We start from the raw sequence: 17,276 nt of genomic DNA on the forward strand, positions 1-17,276 counted from the left end.
CGTTCCCCTCAAGTTCGCCACCTCCGAAAGTCGATCCCAAGCTTGGTCCAGGATCTAACCGGCGGATAGCCGACAGCGTCGCGTAATGTATGGATAGCTTCCTCCGGGTTTGTCACGATCGTAAGAAGCGGCCGATAGGTATTGGGGCGGGCGCTGAGTTCGAGCATTGCCCGTGTCAGCATCGCGTTGGAAGAACCGCGGTGCCCCGTGATCGCCACCCGCTTGTGGCCGATAGTTGTCTGGCATTGCTCGGCAAGCGGCCAACCGACACGTCCGCCGGTATTTCGCGCGCGGATCTCGCTGAGATTGACCCCGGGCAGACGCGGGTCCCGACCCTCAGAGGGGAGACCTCCGAAGAGATGGAGGATGCCGCCGTCGCACAAGGAGTCTAGCCCGATACTGAGGGCGGCCGCTACATCCTGGCGCGAGGAACATAGGATCACAGTGTCGAATGCTCCGTTCTCAACACCGGCCGTCTCTTTCGTCCCTATGACGACTACGTCCCGAACCGACGCGCAGGCAGTTTTGAGCGCAATACGAAGCAGTTGGCCGATCGTACCTCGTCCCACCACCAATACACGGATCGGCTCCGCGACCCGCTTGAGAATGCCTCCGCAAGTTAGGACGGATGCGAGCGGCTCAGCGAGAATAGCGAGATCGGCAGCCAGTTCCGCGGGCGACGAAACGACCAAGGACCGCAACCGAGCAGGCACGAGGAAGCGCTGCTGCATCATCCCGTCGAGAGTATGGCCAAGTTCAGCGGTGCCCCAGTCAGGCGTTGGATTCACCGCAATCGTCGCACCTAGCCAGCGTTGATCCGCTTTCGCGGCCACTTCCTCGACAACCGCTACGCCCTCATGGCCAAGGATCCGGGCTGGATCGTCGCGCACGCCGCGTAGAATCTGGAGGTCGGTCCCGCAGACGCCGGCAATGAGGGTCCGGCAGACAAAATCGCCCGGTAGCGCCACGGGTGTCCGGACCTGCTCCAGTCTTGGGGCACCCATGCCCGACGGCCGCACAAGAGCGAGGTGCGACTTCGATCCGGTCAAGCTGATCCGATCACCGGAAAACATGGATGCTTCGCCCCTCATCCGCCATTTCGGCGAGATGGCCAGCACCGATAAGTCCAGACAGGTCCCCCGGCGCGACGACACGGAGCCGGCGGGCGAAATAGGACGAATCGCATTCAGTGATCTGGAACAATCCATGGTCGCGGAATTGCCGATCAAGGCTGGCCGAATAGGCCGGTTCGAGTGCATCCACGACACCCCCGGTGAGAACAATTGAATCGAGTAGCGGATCGTGCGTCAGGAGCGCCGAGAAAATAGTTGCCAGCGGTCGCGTGATCGTAGCGAGGACGTCTAAGGCGAGGGCATCAGCGGCCGCCACCCCACGCGAGAACTCCGCGAGCATGGCATCATCGTCCTCGTCGCGTGCCGCGGCCATCGTCGAGGCTGCCAGCGCGTCGGGGGAACAAGCTGACAACTCGCGCAGCAGTTTCAACACGCCGCGTCCGGACGAATAGGCGTTCAGATGGTCGCATCCACCGCAATCGCAGGTAAACTTAAGACGCGTGCCGCGGAAGAAAGCCTCTACTTTGATATGGCCAATTTCGCCCTGTATCCCGTGCACGGGATCGACCGGCACGCCGCCTCGCGCGAAATCGTAGAGCCTCGCCCCGATCCCGGTGCTCACCGTGACGAACAAGATACGCGAATGGCTCCCCGGATCGCAGGTCTGTATGTAGGATGCCAGTCCAGCGGTCACGTCATTCGCGATCGTCCAGCGGGTGTCCAGCCGACGGCGTGTCAACGCCGCCTGGAGCTCGAAGGGTCCTGATCTCGGGCCCCAGAGTGGGCCAGATTGCAGCACACGACCGCTGCGAGCATTCAAGGGTGCTCCAAGTGAGATGCCGGCATGATCTATCGCGGTTCCGCTCTCCAGTTGCAGACGCTCAGTCTCGGCCACCAGATAGTCGGCCAACGCTTCCTGGAGTTCGACGGGGCTGTGGTGGGCCGTGTTAAGGTAGTTGATCGCAGGTCGTCGCTTTACTGGACCCAGCCTTCCATTTGTCCACAGCGCCGAACGAAAATGCGTGCCGCCGATATCAAAGACAGCAATGTCCTTATTGGTCATTGCTGGCCTCGCACGGTTGGCGGATTGCTGGCAGCATCGCGCCAGGTCCGGAAAATTCGCGCAGCTGCAGTCTGAACTTTGTCGGAAGGCGTGATCCGATCGGCCTCAAGCGCTGCGCCGATCGTATACGGCGTAGGATCGGCGAGCGCCGCCAGGCTCAATCGTTCGTGATGTTCGAACGCCGCGAGCCAGTCGCGGAATGGACCGTTGGCTGGTTCGGATTCAAGAATATCGATGCGATCACCGAGGACGCGGACTCGTCGCTCGTGAACGAGAGGTCCATCCACTGCGACGTTTATGGTGGCATCGTAGCCCTGCGCTCCGACGCGTGCGGCGACGAGCGGCACGACAGCTTGCGCATACCAAGGCATATCACGCTTTGCTATTTGCGCCGGGCACTGTGTAGGATCTGCGATAAGATCCTTGGCAATCGCATCTCGCAGAGATATCAGCGCGACCGCCCGACCCTTGTTGTGCGAAGCCCCGCCGTCGAAAAGAGCGAAGTATTTCGTGGATATTGCGCCAAGGCGAAGAATATCGTCCCGGTACTTCTGCGTTGCGCTATCTGGGGCCAACCGGAGGACGCGCTGCAGGAGATCCTCCCCGTCACGGGTCCTGGCGATGGGGATAAAGCCTCTGTGATTGAGGCCCTCGTAACTCCAGCAAAGTTCGGTCGGATCGATGCGCAGCGCCCGCGCGAAAGCCTGGAGCGTGGCAAGGGGAAGCTCGCAGATGCCGACCGCAGCCAAGCCGCGGCGGAGCATCATGGCCGTCGTCAGGCTCAGCGGGTTGATCATGTTCACGACGAAGGCACCGGGACATATTGCCTTCATGCGGATCGCGAGATCGTCTACCGGCCGTATTTGACGGAAGGCAGAGAGCAGGCCGCAGGGTCCCAACGTTTCGTCAGCTATGCATCCCAGCTCGCTTGCGAAGAGTTCGTCATCGGCCCTCGCCTCAAGCCCGCCGAAGCGCGTCTGGACAACGACGATCTCCGCATCGGCCAGGGCCGCATCGAGGTCCGTCGTGGATATGACCGAGGTTCCGAATGCTCCCAGCCGGTGCCGGGCATAATGTGCAACCGCATCAACGTTTTGCACGTTGCGCCCTTGGAGGACTAATACCCACTCGCCCAGCCGGTGGCTTAACGCCTTGCTTCCCTCAATCGCATCGACGAGCGCTACCGTGAAGGGCGAGCTCCCGCCAAGGACGCAGACCCGCGTCATCAGTACGTCCGGGACGAGCCGACGATCGCGGTAACGTAGGCGATCTCCCCGTCGGGCATGCACGGCCGAATCGGCAGCGCCAGCAGTTCGCCGGCAAGCGCCTCAGCATGAACTGAAATTCGGTCCGGACTTGGCCTTGAAAGGAAAGGCCCTACGCTCATTGCAGGCCAATCCTGGCAGGATTTCCCCCAATAGGAAGTTCCACCCCATATTGAGCCGAACCGCTATTGGAAACAGCTTCCTGCCAGCTCCGAGCGCGCAAATAGCTGAGAACCTCGGGTATCAATCCCGGCGGACACTGATCTTCCCGCTTGAGGAAGCGATAGCGGCCAAGGTCGGTCGGCACCACCATATTTATATTGCCGCCTCGATGCTTGGCGGCGGCCCGGAACGACCTCGAGACCAAGTCTTCGTTCAGATGCTCGTGCCAGATCGGCAAGCCAACCGCCACCAGCAGATCCACTATGCGCAGGGCCGTTTGCTCCCTGAGCCAACCGAGGTGCCAACCGAGAACACTGGAAAAAGCGAGGTCGATCGCGACGGCAAAGCCGTGGTGGAGCTCGTAATGAGTCGAAGCTTCAAGCGGATGGGCGATCGTGTGACCGAGATCTACCGCCCTCTCGTAGGATGTAATCTCGAAGGGGTTCTTCGAAAGCTCTCCCAGCATGGCGGCGATGGCGCGCTGGATGGGCTCGTGAGCCAACGAGTCGCCGTTGCGGACCCAGGACTGCAGCCCACCTCCGCGAATCTCTTCGATCATCCGGAAGAGATCTGTGTCGGAGGTGCAGGCGACCTTGATCATCTCGGCCACCCCCTGCCTGACCGTATCGACGCCCAGGGTCTTGAGCAATGACGGGATCACCGCGACAGCTTCCGGTGGGTGGAAACAACCAAGGTAGTTCTTGCCTTCTCCGAAATTGACGCCACCCTTCAGTCCGATTCCGGCATCCACCTGCCCAATCAAGGTGGTGGGGATGCGAAGGTGAGACAAACTCCGGCGTAGCATCGAAGCCGCCAGCGTAACGATATCTGAGCAGACGCCACCCCCGATCGCCACCAACGCACCCCGGCGATCGATCTCGGCGTCTGAGGCTGCGCGACAAACGGTCAACACGGATTTCATGGTCTTCGTCCGCTCGGTGCAGTTCAACACGAGCCAGGACGGCTTCAAACCGACGCTTGCGAAGGCTGCACGGATTGCGTTTCCATAGAGCCTCTCGACAGTAGGAGTGGTGACCGCCAGCACAGTCCGATTACGAGCATGGGCCTCGATCCACCCGCAGAAATCCGACGAGTGCAGACCCTCAAACAGAGTGACATTGAAGGTGTGGTCACTGGAAGACCGGAGGGAAAGCTGCTCTTGGCTGGGTGTCCACATGATCGAGCCCGATGTTCGGGCAGAACAGCTCACCGGCATGCTTAAGAGCAATCCAGCAAAAGTCGTTCCGCATCCTCCACCCGTATACTGTGTAAGAATTTATTAGGCTTCATCCGTTCGACTGATGCGTCAGGTCGTTGGGAAGTGAACTTACAACTAGCAAGCACAGCCGTGAGCCTGAGAGCCTGCGCTTTTTAATGAAAGACTGATAAAACCTTTGTCGCGTGTAAGACTACATATCGTCCCAGGAAGGACTGCTTTTCTGGTCACGCTGGCTGGCATTCTCCTGCTCACCCTTTCGCCTGGGTGGTTTTTGCAGATGTTTGGCATCGCCATCACCCTTGGTCATGACAAACTCAATCACGCCGCTGCGTTTGCCGTGCTGGCGAGCATCGGATATTTTGCTTGGCCGAATCACCGGGCAAAACTGACCGTGCTCCTCATCTGACCGCCGCCGCGATAGAAGTTCTTCAAGGCTTGCAAACGATCGGGCGCTATCGGGATGCTTGGGACTGGGCTGCCGGCTGTGTCGGCATGGCATGTGGGCTGCAAATCGCGAGCAACGACAGCAGCTTCCAGACGGGCGCGAGGTGTTCGTGAACGGCGGATTTGCACAGCTTTGAGCCTGCGGGCGCGAGGCGTCGCTGGGACAAAGTGGCGAGGCCACGCGCCAGATCTGCACAGGCAAGACCTCAACGCCTACTCGGTTGAGCATGATCCGCGTGGACGTCGAGCCTGCGGCGTTGCGGGGAGGACTTACTGGCGTGCCTCCCGCCAGTGGGGATAGGTGACATAGGCGGTGAGCGCGCCTTGCTCGTGCGAGCGGATCGTCACCTTCTGCCCTTTGGGCATATGGACGATCTCGCCCGGCCCTGCGGTGACGCTGCCTGACTTTCCGGACACCGAAAGCCGCCCCTCGAGGACGACCATCACATCATCGACGGCCATTGTCTCCTCAAGTGTCTGGTCCGGTCCATAGCGCCCGTACCCGATGGTGATCGGGGAGGCATGGCGCTGGTCGACCAGATTGCCCACAAACACGTCTCCGTCCTGTCCCGGGGAACGCTCCAGCACTGCGTCGGTGATGGTGAACTTGCGAACCTTCATGGGAATTGCTCCTCTAGCGGTGTGGTTGAGTGGCTAACTTGAACTCCTGCGTGTCAACGCGACGTCCTCAGCGCGGCCTTGGGATTGTCACGCCGCCATCCACCAGGATCGACTGTGACCCGTGATGTCAGGCCACTAGGCGTGACATAGAAGGTCGCATTCCAGGAATAGTTGAGCCACGGGTATGAGTCAGCCGATACTTGCCGGCGATCTGCAAGTATAGATGCAGGCAGAACACGTCTCGCGCCAACTGAGGCAGTCGAGGAGGGGCCACTTGTTGCTCATTTTCCCTGTCTCCATCCAGCATTCAGCCGGCACGCGACGTCGTTCGTGTCTTCTGCGATCGCCCCGGTCGCATATGGGCGATCGACTTGTCCGCACACCGGTCAGTCCGGAAGTGGAGTGTGCTCATCCCGGTCATTGGCGGGAAGATCGAAACGTCCCTTGCCCCAGTCCTCAGCGCGCCATTCGGCCTTGGCCTCTTCGATGCGCTCCCTGGATGAGGCGACGAAATTCCACCAGATGTAGCGGGGACCCGAAAGGGTCGAGCCGCCGAGGATCATCAGCCGCGCGCCTCTGTCGCCGGCCGCGACCGTGATCCTGTCGCCGGGGCGGAAGACCATCATCTGAGATGCCTCGTATTCCTGCCCGGCGATGGAGATCGAGCCTTCGACGATATAGATGCCCCGGTCCTCGTGATCGTGCGGCATCGGCAATCGGCTTCCTGCTTCGAGCGCCACGTCGGCATAGAACGTCTCCGAGTACATTGTCGCGGGGGCCTTCTCACCATAGGCCTCCCCGAGGATCAGCCGGACCGAGACGCCGCGATCCTCGATCACCGGGAGCGCCTCCTGGCCATAATGCTCGAACATGGGCGCCATGTCCTCGTGGCGGTCGGGCAGCGCAACCCAGGTCTGTATTCCGAACAGGCTGTTCGGACCGCTCCGGGCGGCCGAGGAAGTGCGCTCCGAATGGGTCACGCCGCGCCCGGCGACCATCCAGTTCAATTCGCCGGGACGGATGATCTGGTCTGCCCCGGTGCTGTCCCGGTGATGGAAGTCGCCGCGAAAGAGGTACGTAACGGTGCCGAGACCGGTATGCGGGTGCGGTCGGGCATCTACGCCTTGCCGGGTCAGCAGCTCGGCCGGGCCGGCCTGATCGAAGAAGATGAACGGTCCGACCATCTGCCGCTTGGGTGCGGGCAGGGCGCGCCGAACCTCGAAGCCGCCCAGGTCTCGAGCGCGCGGGACGATGAGCGTTTCGATCGCGTCGAGGCCAACCTCATCGGGACAGCCCGGTTCGATTGCCGGGTTCCAACTCATGCGCCTCATCCTCTCTTGGGGTTTCCGGGGGGCCTCGCCCTTGCCGATGCGAATGCCCGATTTCGATTAATCCGGACCGCGCGAGCGGGAACAGCGCTTTCGGCCCGACGAATGCCTAAACTGGCGAGCGATCGTCTGCCCAACTAGTCCTGTGATACGTCAAGCTGTGTCGCAGTAAGTGGAACGTGCGGGCAATATCGTCGAGCTCAGCGGCTCGCAGTAGAGCGACCGTCGAACGCGATTCTTTAATAAGGCTTCGCCCCGTTCGTGTTTTAACGGTCGAGACCCCAAACGTCCGAATTTCGTGCGAAGTACTCGATCAGCATCTCGGTGAGGACCCGGACTTTCCGTGTGGGGTGCTTACCCGGCGGTCGGACGACATACGCGCCTGCCGAAGGTGGGGGATAGCGTGTCATAATCGGAACGAGCGCTCCGGAGGTCACATGGTCATACGTGATGCAATCAGGGAGCCAAGCGATGCCGAGCCCTGCCGCCGCGGCGGCGGCGAGCGCCGTGGCGTTGTCGGCTTTGAACCTGCCCTGCGGCTGAACCGTGACGATCTTGTCGCCGTCCATGAACTGCCAGGCTTCCGTTCCTTGCATGAGGGCCTGGTGGTTGACGAGCTGCTCTACCGTCTCAGGTGAACCGTGCGCTTTGATGTAATCCGGGCTTGCGACAAGCTTTCCATAGATCGGCCCGACACGTCTGGCGATCAGGTTGGAGTCCTGAAGGTAACCAACCCGGATCGCGCAATCGAAACCTTCGGCGATCAGATCGACGAAGCGATCGCTGTAGGAGGTATGGATGTGGAGCTGCGGGTGGTATTGCGCCATTTCCGCAAGCACGGGGGCGAAGTGGGTCGGTCCAAAAGAAAGCGGCATGGCAACCCTCAGGCGGCCGCGCAGTTCACCGGTGGGGAGGATCGTTTCCCTGGCCGTATCGATCTCGGCGCTGGCTCGGGCCGCATGGTCTCTGAACGTGATTCCCGCTTCTGTGAGCGCGGCACCGCGGGTCGTTCGCGCAAGAAGCTGGACGCCAAGCTCCGCTTCAACCCGAAAGAGCCGCCGACTGACGATTGACTTGGAGACGCCGAGCCGGCGCGCGGCGGCCGATACGCCCCCTGCATCGGCCACTGCGACGAATGTCTGTAGATCTTCGATGTCCAATTCGGCGTTCCTCGTTTCGCGACACAGCTTGCCTGACTATGGCACTACCGCATCACCAAAAGGAACAGCAAATTGCGTCCAGGCAACGTCGCCCGCTGGCGCATGTCTCCCGTGAACCCATCGCCGTCCATAGCGGCAGAGAAAGGAAGTCTTGATGACCCCTCGTAACGGCCTCGATTCGCTTCTTCGTCCTGAAGACTCGGTCCTCGTTCTGATCGACCACCAGCCCTATCAGCTCGCAAACCTGAACAGCCACGATCCGCACATGGTGGTCAACAACACGACCGCGCTGGCGAAGCTAGCAAAAGCCTTCAATGTTCCGACCATTCTCACCAGCGTGATCGCGGCGCGCGGTGGACTTCTCTTTAAGCAGATCACCGACGTATTTCCGGACCAGGAAGTCATCGATCGCACCTGGGTGAACACCTGGCAGGACGAGGATGTGGTGAACGTCGTCAAGGCGACCGGCCGCAAGCAGCTGATCATCGCTGGCCTGTGGACAGAGGTCTGCGTCGCAATGCCTGTGATCCAGGCCGCCGGCGAAGGCTGGGACGTGACCGTGATCACCGACGCGTCGGGCGGGATTTCGAAGGAGTCTCACGAAGTTGCCATCCAGCGAATGATCGCGGCCGGCGCGAACGTGATGACCGTGATGGCGCTCGCTGGCGAATGGCAACGCGATTGGGCGCGCACCGAGCATGTCGAGGAGCTGACCGAGATTCTCATCCAGCACTTCGGCGGCAGCGGCATCGCGTATCTTTGGGAGCAGCAGCTCCTCAACACGCCAGTGCCGAGCGAAGGCTGATCCCGGCCGGGATGGCGAGCACTTCGGTGAGGGTCGGGATCGATCCGTTTTGCCGGCCTCGCCATCCTCGCCCTTCTGGCTTCAACCTACGTGGTCGTGAAGCTCGTGGTTCTCGGCGGCTATGCGCCCGGAGCCTGGCACGTCGTCCGACTGCTCCGCAAGCCACCAGAGCTTGCGAGGCGCGGACGGATGTTGACGACCGGCAAGTGGTCGATGGTAGCGGCTGCTTGCATAACCGATTGATCTTATTTGCCCGACCTGGGACATAGGTGACGTTTTGTACCGGACACATGGGTAACACTTTTGGCTTTCGGCCGGAGGTGTTGATGCCGTGGAGAGAGTGTTCGGTGATGGAGGAACGTCTACGCTTCGTGGCCCGTCTTCTGGACGGCGAAGGCATGAGCGATGTGTGCCGGGAGTTCGGATTTCGCGCAAGACCGGTTACAAGATCTTCAACCGCTACAAGGATGATGGCCTGGAGGCGCTCACCGACCGCTCGCGGCGGCCGGTGCGCTACGCCAACCAGTTGCCCAATCAGATCGAGCGGACGATCGTGGCAACCAAGAAGCAGGCGGCCGTCGCCAGCCCCCTCCGGGGGGAGGTCAACTTTCGAGTTTGGAAAATGCCCCTGGAACCGCTTCGGGGTCATGCGCAGATTTCTCGAATTTTCAGGGGAAATTTTACATGACCATGCCGGCACCACCCGTTGACCTCAATAGGCAAGAGCGCAAGGCGTTCAAGATCCTAGCGCAACGCCTTGCAGATCGCGGTGTTGACGCTCTCGCAAGGGCAGGTTTGATCGCCGAAGTCGTGCGCATGGAAGCCCGCTTGACCTATTTGCGGGAAGCCGAAAAGTCGGCCGAAAATGGCTCGAAAATGGCAGCAACGCGAGCACTCAATGTGGCGACCGCCGAATTGCGCCGGATCACTGTCGAACTGTTCCGCGGTGCCGCCAAGGTCGACGCCGCAGTGCCGATCCAGGTGGCGGCAGCCTTGACCATCAATGATGCTGACGAGGCCTGGCAGCGGCATCTTCATTGGGGCGACAAGAGCTTCAGCCACGACGGATTGGAAGCCAAGTTCGGCCGGCCGTCGTGGTCGGCGTTGCTATTCAGAACGGAGGCCGAATGCGTCGGCGTCAACCGCTTGTTGGACAAATACCGGCCGCGCTGCATCCCCAGCACTGACCTCGACGAGCTGTACCGCGAGATCGGCCTCCCTCCGCCTGGACCACGCAACGGCGCCGCCGTCGCACGCGGCGAGGAGGTCGACACATGACGCCGATCGAATTTCTTGGATCGCAACATCGACGGACGATTTCACCTTCACGCTCTCGACCTCGAAGACCTTTGTCGGTGGGGCGATCAGCTTCGGACCCTAGTGTGCGGCCATCATGACCAGATCGCCGGTCTTGGCCGCTTGAACACTTCTCTGCCTGTTGCCTCGATCGCTTCGCCGACTGCCAGTTCGAGCGCGTAGATGGTCTTTTGAAGGGGCAGGGTCGAGCGCGGCTTGCGGCCTTTCGTTACATCCTCTTCGATCACGAGCTCATACCGAATCCGGACGAGGTCATTGTTGAGCGCGCTTGATCGGATGAACTCTTCGGCTTTGACGGACAACCGCAGGCCGTAGCTTTTGCAGCAGTCCAGCATCTCACCCCAGTTGTGTCGGAAATCTTGGATCTTCTCCAGGTCCTGGCTGTTCAGGCGCAGGAATGCCCGGAGGAAATGTTCGAGAGCCTGGTAGTACAGAAAGCGCCGCGGGTGATCCGTCAAGTGCGGGAGAACGACCACGTTCTCAAGCGCATCAGCTGTCGCCCGATAGTTTTGAGCCATCACGTACATGCCGAATGGCGTCACGCCGACGCCATAGACAACCTTCGGCTTTTTCGGAGCGGCATCCCCCATCGTAAGGAGGATGCCGCCATTAGCTCGCTAGGGCAAGCCGGGTCACCGTCGGCCAATTGATATTTTCGGCATGTCGTCGCCTTCGCCTTGCACTAGGAATTCGCAAAGCGCGCCCATCAGCCACTCAGTGTTCACGCGATCGAGCAAAAGCTCGACCGTATCGTCGTCGTCTGTGATCAACTCCAATGTGCCTCGCAGCGGCTTGCGTGAAGTCACCGCAACGTCGCCATCCTGATATTCAACAAATTTGGGCATAGCCTCTTTCCAATACCATTGGGGCTGCGGACGCGCGTGAGCGGGACCTCGAGCCTGTTGATGTTTAAGAAGAGTTGTGCTGGGCAGCCGTGCTGCTCGTTGTCTACGACGTAAGGGCTCCCCCATCGTCGGCTATCACGCGGCTTGAACCATGGTGCCTAGGGCCGCTTCTCTCAAGGCACGCAGCAAGAATCATCTAACCTGCTCGGACAGTCAAGAGGTCATCATCTGGAAGCGCGTCCTATGTGAATCCACCGCTAAATGGCTTAGCTTCCAGTCCAAAGCGGGAGGGTTGGCCATGGCTGACGACGAGCATGTGAAGGCGTATCGATCAGGCGGGATCCGAGCGGTCAACGACCTGGTGACAAAGAAATTCCGAACCGGCAGCGGCTTGGTCCACGCTCTCGAGAGTATGGAAAATACTGGCCTTTGGCGAATCAAATGGCATTATGTCCACGGGACACCAGATTTCGGCATCGTGGTGGAATACCTTGGCGACGATTAGCCGAAAGTGAACGCGAGAGGCCCATCTTGCGCGACAGCGATCTAACCGAGCGGCCCGGCCGCGGTTTCACCCCATGGAAGGAAGGCACCGGCGAGCTCGATATTGAGAGAATCTGGTGGACGGCAAGGGTCTTGCACTTCGCCAAGCTGAACGTTTCATGCTGGTTCGACCGCTCGGATCTCGTCGGAATCGAGCATTGGGGCTTTCGCCGGGCCCAATGGTGCATGAAGCTGAAGCCGGCCGACTGGCGGCCTTTGCCCGAGGTCTACAGGCTGGCGCGAGAGCAGGAACAGCAGGCCGCGATAGAAAGGTTCCGCGCTGGAGCGCAGGCGCGGGCAATGGAGCGGCTAATTCAGGCCAGCAAGAGGCGCCAGGACGCGCGAGGCGCTTCGGCGATGTAAGACAGCGGTCAGCACGAACGCGCGCTGGTGGCTTCCAGGCGTCACTGCAAGTTCGAGCGTAGACAATCAATCCCGATCTGCACTTCGAACAAAGAAATCGCAATTTGCTTATCCTGTTCCCCGTCCCTGAATGGTTCGAAGTACGCCAAGCCCAATATATGCTGGGCAAGAGACTTATGCTCGGCACGGATTCCTTCCGTGGAGTTGTCGATAACCTCTGACATTTTCGCCGCGGCAAACATATTGGTCATCATCTCCTTTGGGTGGAGGCGCTGATCCATTATAGTTCGGGCGATCTCGCGTGCGGCGTCGCAGTATTCGACCAAGGTTTCAGCACGGCTAGGCGAGATGATCGCCAACGCACTGGTAATTGCCAGTAGGAGGCCGGCGCCATTTCGCATCGTCATTCCCCCAGTAGTTGAGCGTGACGCAACTGGCAGGCGCACGCAAGCCGTCATGCTACCATGTCGCGGTTTTTCGCAGCTATGCTTCGCCACGCTTGAGCTTTTCCCAGTGCGCGAGATGCGCATCCCTGCCTTCCAGCTTCTCACCGTGAAGTATGTAGTGCTGAATGAATGTGCATTTCATAACGAATGCCATTCTGATCGTTTTGGGATTGTGATCCTTAATATCGGGCCATATGTCCGAAATGACGACCTTGCACGCATCCTGCAACTCCGGAACTTGCAAGGAAATTGGCTGTCGAGAATGCGCGCAAGCGTTACGGATTTCGCGAACAAGATCGATCAGCTTGCGGTAGGGCTTATCAACAATGCCCATTGCATATGCCATCAATATTTTGCGTGAGAACGTCGATATCGGGCCGTCTTGTTCAAACACAAATTTGCGCGCCGGCTCGTCAGCCTGGAGCGTCGGTAGTCTCTCCAGAATTTTCAATTCGAGCATGTCTTCGACATTTGTTGCGGCCAGAATGATTGCTCCTCTGTCGCTTTCATTGTCGAGGTCGCGGACGGCTATCCTCGCGTCTTCGTCCTCGTCGCCGCGGAAGCGGAGTTTCGCGTACTTTTTGAGATTGGTCAGATATGCAGGCTGAGAAACCATCGGAGTTGTCACCCAAAATTGGTAGATCGTCCTACATCTCGTTGTTTTCGATGATGCCAGCCTCGCCGTCGCGCAACTGAGCGCCCGGCGCTGACACCTTCTTAAGCCTCACCCCGGCTCCGCCACCGTTCTCGGCGATGAACTCGATTCGCCCCTTAGTCATCATTGCTGGCGTCCATGTCACGGCTGTTTGATGCAGAACAGACGCAGATGGCGGCCGCCCGTGAGGCATGTTGCTACAATCCTGCCGTTTGCATCTGGTTGGAGTGCCGGACCACTCGCTGAGATGCTTCGGCCGGCATCAGAGAAGCAGTATGCGCTCAGCAGGAGTTCGCCAGCATCGCACGATGCATCAGCGCTCACCGCGTCAACGATCCGATATGCCGAGCCGGCTGCCTCTTGTGGTGAGTCACCGCAGCCCGTCAGGATTGCGGCCGCAAGCAATATCGCGGACAGCGGGATGGTCGATCGCCCTTTACACATCATCCTCACCGACGATCCCGCCCTCATTTTCCAGCCTTTCGATCGCCCTTGGTGGCGGGCTTTTTATTCGTCCATCGGAACTCGACGATTCCAATCGCGGATTGCTATTGCGGGCTCAACTTCGTCGCACTGCATCACACTGCAAAGAGAGCAAGAAATGCGTGCCACATTCCATACATATCGATTTCCCGGAGGGCTAACATTGCGGGAAATCACAGCGTCGCCGCCGCAGAAGGGGCAGGGTTTTAATATCGGCTCTTCCATGTCGCATCCATGTCGCGTGGACCTGCCGATAGTCGCAGGAAACCCTTGGAAATCAACGGTAGTGGTTTGCAACATGGCGCGACATGAAGATAGCGGTTTAGCTACCCTCAGTCGCGCCTAAGACGCTGATTTTATTGAGAGAAATTTGGTAGCGGGAGAGGGACTTGAACCCCCGACCCCAGGATTATGATTCCCGTGCTCTAACCAACTGAGCTACCCCGCCAGGGCGGCGAAAGGCCCGAAATCCGCCTTAAATCAGAAGGCATGTCGAAGCGTTCGCCAAGGTCGGGCGGATATAAGGTTGGGAGGCCAAGCCTGTCAAGCATCGATGCAGCCGGCATATTGGCATATTCTATCGCTTCGGGCCGGATATCGGAATCGATTTCGGAAAGCACGGTGCGAAGGGTCAAAGTCATGAGGTGAGAACTTTGTGCGTCCAAGCGGACGTGCGTCGCTCCAATGGGCGAAAAGCTCTACCGGGCAGGAATTTGAGCTGAAATGCCGGGGTTGAGTTCGGCGGAGTGCGCCGCTATGTCTCGGCCACGAAATTCTAGAGTTGGAATTGATGAAACCGCGCATTGCAGTCCTCGGTTGCGGATACTGGGGCAGCAACCACATCCGCACCCTCAAGGCGCTCGGCGCGCTTCACGCGGTCTCGGACGTCAACCCAGCCCGCGCTGAAGGCTTCGCCAGTGAACAGGATTGCCTGGCGATCGAGCCGGAGGCGCTGTTTGCTCGAAAAGACATCGACGCCATCGTCATGGCGCTGCCGCCGCAGTTCCACGCCGATATGGCGGTGCGCGCCGTCCAGGGCGGCAAGGACGTGCTGGTGGAAAAGCCAATCGCGCTGACGGTGACGGATGCCGAGCGTTCGGTACAGGCGGCGGCCGACAATGGCCGCGTCTTCATGGTCGGCCATGTGCTGCGCTTTCATCCAGCCTTCGAGACGTTGAAGGCGCTGATCGACAATGGCGAGCTCGGCGAGGTCCGCTATATACATTCGCACCGGCTCGGGCTCGGCAAGTTCCACACCGAGAACGACGCGCTGTGGGATCTGGCGCCGCACGATCTGTCGATGATCCTGGCCATCACGGGCACGGAGCCGATCGAGGTGCGCGGCGAAGGGGCAGCGCTCCTCGACAATCTCAGTGATTTCGCGCATCTGCATATGCGCTTTCCCAACGGCCTGCGCAGCCATCTCTTCGCGTCGCGGCTCAACCCTTACCGCGAGCGGCGGCTGACCGTGGTCGGCACCAAGGCGATGGCGGTGTTCGACGATGTCGAGCCGTGGGAGCGCAAGCTCGCCGTCTATCGCCACGCGGTGTGGCAAGACAGCGGCCAATGGGCTTTCACCACCAACGAGCCGTCCTACGTGGCGGTGGGCGAGGGCATGCCGCTGACGCGAGAGCTCGAGCATTTCATCCAGTGCATCGAGACGCGGGCAGAACCGCGCACCGGCGGCGAGGAAGCCATCAGGGTGCTGCGCATCCTGACTGCTGGCACGATTACCCACACCGGATCGTCTTCCCGAGAGAAAAGCGCCGCTGTATTAGAGCCTGATCCATCCCGATAGAATCGGGATCACCGTCTATTCGGCGGGAACCTGCGCCGGCCGGGCCGCCAGCCGCGTCAGCATCGCCTCAGCCTCGGCGCCTCGCTCGGAACGCTCGATGAAGCCGCCGCCGAACACACGGGCCTCGTTGCCGTCGTCGGAATAGAGCACGCAGGCCTGGCCGGGCGCGATGCCGGACTCACCGTCGACCAGCTCCACCGTAGTAATGCCGGCGCAGTGATGCAGCACCGCCGGGCGCGGCGGGCGTGTCGAGCGGACCTTGGCGAAAAGCTCCAGACCGGCCGCCGGGATGTCGGACAGCGCAGCGTCGCCCAGCCAGTTCATGTCGCGCAAATAGATCTTGTGCGTCTCCAGCGCCTCGCGCGGGCCAACGACGACGCGGGCCCGGTCGGCGTCGAGATGGACGACGTAGAGCGGCTCGCCCGAGGCGATGCCGATGCCGCGGCGCTGACCGATTGTGTAGCGCAAAATGCCTTCATGGCGGCCGAGCACGCGGCCGTCGATATGGACGATATCGCCCGGGTTGGCAGCAGTCGGCTTCAGCTTGGCGATGATGTCTGAATATTTGCCCTGCGGCACGAAGCAGATGTCCTGGCTGTCCTGCTTGGCGGCGACCGTCAGTCCCATTTCCTCGGCGATAGCGCGAACCTGCGGCTTCGACAGGCCGCCGAGCGGAAAGCGCAGATAATCGATCTGCGCCTGTGTGGTGGCGAACAGGAAATAGCTCTGGTCGCGGTCCGCGTCGACCGGCCGGTACAGTGCGCGATGGGCGCCATTGGCGCCGGAGCGAATGTAATGGCCGGTGGCCAGCGCGTCGGCGCCAAGCTCCTTGGCGGTCGTCAGAAGGTCGGCGAACTTCACCGTCTGGTTGCAGGAAACGCAAGGGATCGGCGTTTCGCCGGCCACATAGCTCTCGGCGAAGGGGTCGATCACCGCCTTGCGGAAGCGCTCCTCGTAATTGAGCACATAATGCGGAATGCCGAGCGTCTCGGAGACGCGACGGGCATCGTCGATGTCCTGGCCGGCGCAGCACGAGCCGGCCCGGTGCGTTGCCGCGCCATGGTCGTAGAGCTGTAGCGTTACGCCGACGACATCATAGCCTTCGCGCTTCAAAAGGCCGGCAACGACCGACGAATCGACTCCGCCCGACATGGCGACAACGATGCGGGTATCTTCGGGACGTCGGGGAAGGTCGAGGCTGTTCATGGTTCTTTCGTTCTGCATGCGCCTGGACGACGGCGCTTGAATGCCAATGGCCGGAATATAGGTCAAGCTTTCCAGGTACGCCAGCTTCGCGAACTGGCCGATTTTTTTGAACGGATGCGGCGCTTGCCGGCAGATATCTCAAATGCCGACGAAAAGACTAACGCGGCGTTCATGATCCTTACCTAGCTATTAGGGTCTGCTTAGGCAATTTTTAAAGCTGTGGCGGTAATGTGGTGGGGATTGGGTCTTTGAGTTTTTAGTAGAGAGTACGATGACCGATCTTGTTAGACCGCGAGTCAAATATGTTATCGGGCCTGACGGCAGCCCTCTTACGATTGCCGATCTGCCGCCGACGAACACACGCCGCTGGGTTATCCGACGCAAGGCGGAAGTGGTGGCGGCTGTGCGCGGCGGGCTTTTGAGCCTCGAAGAGGCGTGCCAGCGCTACAAGCTGACCACCGAGGAATTCCTGTCCTGGCA

The 17,276-nt window shown here is 60.3% G+C and carries 21 protein-coding genes, 1 tRNA gene and 2 pseudogenes; 9 read left to right on the forward strand and 15 right to left on the reverse strand.

Annotation, left to right across the window (positions count from 1 at the left end; translation table 11 throughout):
* Window positions 1–8: 8 nt before the first annotated feature.
* The 4 genes from EOB36_RS03400 to EOB36_RS03415 form a co-directional block, all read right to left on the reverse strand.
* Window positions 9–1,118 (reverse strand): alcohol dehydrogenase catalytic domain-containing protein, encoded by a 1,110-nt coding sequence (locus EOB36_RS03400; RefSeq protein WP_245329793.1) that lies wholly within the window; start codon window positions 1,116–1,118, stop codon window positions 9–11.
* Window positions 1,060–2,136 carry an ROK family protein gene (locus EOB36_RS03405; protein ID WP_095484143.1) on the reverse strand — a complete coding sequence of 359 codons (1,077 nt, stop codon included), beginning with the start codon at window positions 2,134–2,136 and terminating at the stop codon, window positions 1,060–1,062. Before EOB36_RS03405 ends, EOB36_RS03400 begins: the two co-directional genes overlap by 59 nt.
* Complete coding sequence (locus EOB36_RS03410) at window positions 2,133–3,362, reverse strand: 6-phospho-beta-glucosidase (RefSeq protein ID WP_095484144.1); 1,230 nt, start codon at window positions 3,360–3,362, stop codon at window positions 2,133–2,135. The genes EOB36_RS03405 and EOB36_RS03410 overlap by 4 nt, the downstream gene beginning before the upstream one ends.
* A 157-nt stretch (window positions 3,363–3,519) precedes the next feature.
* Entirely contained in the window at window positions 3,520–4,740 is a 1,221-nt protein-coding gene (locus EOB36_RS03415) for a sedoheptulose 7-phosphate cyclase (protein ID WP_128284285.1), read from the reverse strand.
* 319 nt (window positions 4,741–5,059) lie between these two features.
* On the opposite strand from EOB36_RS03415, the gene EOB36_RS35665 reads away from it, so the two are divergent.
* Entirely contained in the window at window positions 5,060–5,188 is a 129-nt protein-coding gene (locus EOB36_RS35665; RefSeq protein WP_281035129.1) for a hypothetical protein, read from the forward strand.
* A gap of 308 nt (window positions 5,189–5,496) precedes the next feature.
* On the opposite strand, the gene EOB36_RS03425 is transcribed toward EOB36_RS35665, so the two are convergent.
* The 4 genes and pseudogenes from EOB36_RS03425 to EOB36_RS03440 form a co-directional block, all read right to left on the reverse strand.
* The gene (locus EOB36_RS03425) at window positions 5,497–5,847 is read right to left on the reverse strand and encodes an ethanolamine utilization protein (RefSeq protein ID WP_095484146.1); all 351 of its coding nucleotides are present in this window, start codon (window positions 5,845–5,847) and stop codon (window positions 5,497–5,499) included.
* Window positions 5,848–5,969: 122 nt separating this feature from the next.
* Window positions 5,970–6,132, reverse strand: a pseudogene (locus EOB36_RS34865) (DUF5996 family protein); the annotation flags it as partial.
* 101 nt (window positions 6,133–6,233) lie between these two features.
* Window positions 6,234–7,169, reverse strand: coding sequence for a pirin family protein (locus tag EOB36_RS03435; protein ID WP_128284286.1), 936 nt, complete (start codon window positions 7,167–7,169; stop codon window positions 6,234–6,236).
* Window positions 7,170–7,441: 272 nt separating this feature from the next.
* The gene (locus EOB36_RS03440) at window positions 7,442–8,335 is read right to left on the reverse strand and encodes a LysR family transcriptional regulator (RefSeq protein ID WP_128284287.1); all 894 of its coding nucleotides are present in this window, start codon (window positions 8,333–8,335) and stop codon (window positions 7,442–7,444) included.
* A 154-nt stretch (window positions 8,336–8,489) separates the two neighbouring features.
* Between EOB36_RS03440 and EOB36_RS03445 the strand changes: the two genes are divergently transcribed.
* From EOB36_RS03445 to EOB36_RS03460, 3 genes and pseudogenes are all read left to right on the forward strand, one after another.
* Window positions 8,490–9,140, forward strand: a complete 651-nt coding sequence (locus EOB36_RS03445) for a hydrolase (protein ID WP_128284288.1) — start codon at window positions 8,490–8,492, stop codon at window positions 9,138–9,140.
* Window positions 9,141–9,466: 326 nt separating this feature from the next.
* A pseudogene (locus EOB36_RS03455) lies at window positions 9,467–9,672 on the forward strand (helix-turn-helix domain-containing protein); the annotation flags it as partial.
* Window positions 9,673–9,824: 152 nt separating this feature from the next.
* On the forward strand, window positions 9,825–10,418 hold the full coding sequence (locus EOB36_RS03460) for a hypothetical protein (RefSeq protein ID WP_164897439.1): 594 nt from the start codon (window positions 9,825–9,827) through the stop codon (window positions 10,416–10,418).
* 113 nt (window positions 10,419–10,531) lie between these two features.
* On the opposite strand, the gene EOB36_RS03465 is transcribed toward EOB36_RS03460, so the two are convergent.
* Together EOB36_RS03465 and EOB36_RS03470 are read right to left on the reverse strand one after the other, a co-directional pair.
* Window positions 10,532–11,047, reverse strand: coding sequence for a hypothetical protein (locus EOB36_RS03465; RefSeq protein ID WP_127293255.1), 516 nt, complete (start codon window positions 11,045–11,047; stop codon window positions 10,532–10,534).
* Window positions 11,048–11,089: 42 nt separating this feature from the next.
* Complete coding sequence (locus EOB36_RS03470; protein ID WP_127293253.1) at window positions 11,090–11,302, reverse strand: hypothetical protein; 213 nt, start codon at window positions 11,300–11,302, stop codon at window positions 11,090–11,092.
* 298 nt (window positions 11,303–11,600) lie between these two features.
* On the opposite strand from EOB36_RS03470, the gene EOB36_RS03475 reads away from it, so the two are divergent.
* Together EOB36_RS03475 and EOB36_RS03480 are read left to right on the forward strand one after the other, a co-directional pair.
* On the forward strand, window positions 11,601–11,807 hold the full coding sequence (locus EOB36_RS03475; protein WP_128284290.1) for a hypothetical protein: 207 nt from the start codon (window positions 11,601–11,603) through the stop codon (window positions 11,805–11,807).
* Between the two features lie 26 nt (window positions 11,808–11,833).
* On the forward strand, window positions 11,834–12,208 hold the full coding sequence (locus EOB36_RS03480) for a hypothetical protein (protein WP_128284291.1): 375 nt from the start codon (window positions 11,834–11,836) through the stop codon (window positions 12,206–12,208).
* Between the two features lie 41 nt (window positions 12,209–12,249).
* Here the strand turns inward: EOB36_RS03480 and EOB36_RS03485 are convergent, their stop codons facing one another.
* The 4 genes from EOB36_RS03485 to EOB36_RS03500 form a co-directional block, all read right to left on the reverse strand.
* The gene (locus tag EOB36_RS03485) at window positions 12,250–12,609 is read right to left on the reverse strand and encodes a hypothetical protein (RefSeq protein WP_127293247.1); all 360 of its coding nucleotides are present in this window, start codon (window positions 12,607–12,609) and stop codon (window positions 12,250–12,252) included.
* Between the two features lie 82 nt (window positions 12,610–12,691).
* Window positions 12,692–13,270, reverse strand: coding sequence for a hypothetical protein (locus tag EOB36_RS03490; protein WP_128284292.1), 579 nt, complete (start codon window positions 13,268–13,270; stop codon window positions 12,692–12,694).
* Window positions 13,271–13,301: 31 nt separating this feature from the next.
* Window positions 13,302–13,436, reverse strand: coding sequence for a hypothetical protein (locus EOB36_RS35670; RefSeq protein ID WP_281032975.1), 135 nt, complete (start codon window positions 13,434–13,436; stop codon window positions 13,302–13,304).
* A gap of 727 nt (window positions 13,437–14,163) precedes the next feature.
* A tRNA-Met gene (locus EOB36_RS03500) sits at window positions 14,164–14,240 on the reverse strand.
* 342 nt (window positions 14,241–14,582) lie between these two features.
* Between EOB36_RS03500 and EOB36_RS03505 the strand changes: the two genes are divergently transcribed.
* Window positions 14,583–15,590 (forward strand): Gfo/Idh/MocA family oxidoreductase, encoded by a 1,008-nt coding sequence (locus EOB36_RS03505; RefSeq protein WP_095484157.1) that lies wholly within the window; start codon window positions 14,583–14,585, stop codon window positions 15,588–15,590.
* 15 nt (window positions 15,591–15,605) lie between these two features.
* Here the strand turns inward: EOB36_RS03505 and mnmA are convergent, their stop codons facing one another.
* The gene (mnmA, locus tag EOB36_RS03510; RefSeq protein ID WP_128284293.1) at window positions 15,606–16,796 is read right to left on the reverse strand and encodes a tRNA 2-thiouridine(34) synthase MnmA; all 1,191 of its coding nucleotides are present in this window, start codon (window positions 16,794–16,796) and stop codon (window positions 15,606–15,608) included.
* 36 nt (window positions 16,797–16,832) lie between these two features.
* Here mnmA and EOB36_RS34275 point away from each other — a divergent pair, with 36 nt between their 5' ends.
* Complete coding sequence (locus tag EOB36_RS34275) at window positions 16,833–16,982, forward strand: hypothetical protein (RefSeq protein WP_158302530.1); 150 nt, start codon at window positions 16,833–16,835, stop codon at window positions 16,980–16,982.
* Window positions 16,983–17,067: 85 nt separating this feature from the next.
* Window positions 17,068–17,276, forward strand: a 209-nt coding sequence (locus EOB36_RS03515) for a DUF1153 domain-containing protein (protein ID WP_128284294.1), incomplete at its 3' end; no start/stop codon positions are given.

Origin of the sequence: Mesorhizobium sp. M6A.T.Cr.TU.017.01.1.1 (assembly GCF_004023115.1) — a bacterium.
GTDB classification, from domain to species: Bacteria; Pseudomonadota; Alphaproteobacteria; order Rhizobiales; family Rhizobiaceae; genus Mesorhizobium; species Mesorhizobium mediterraneum.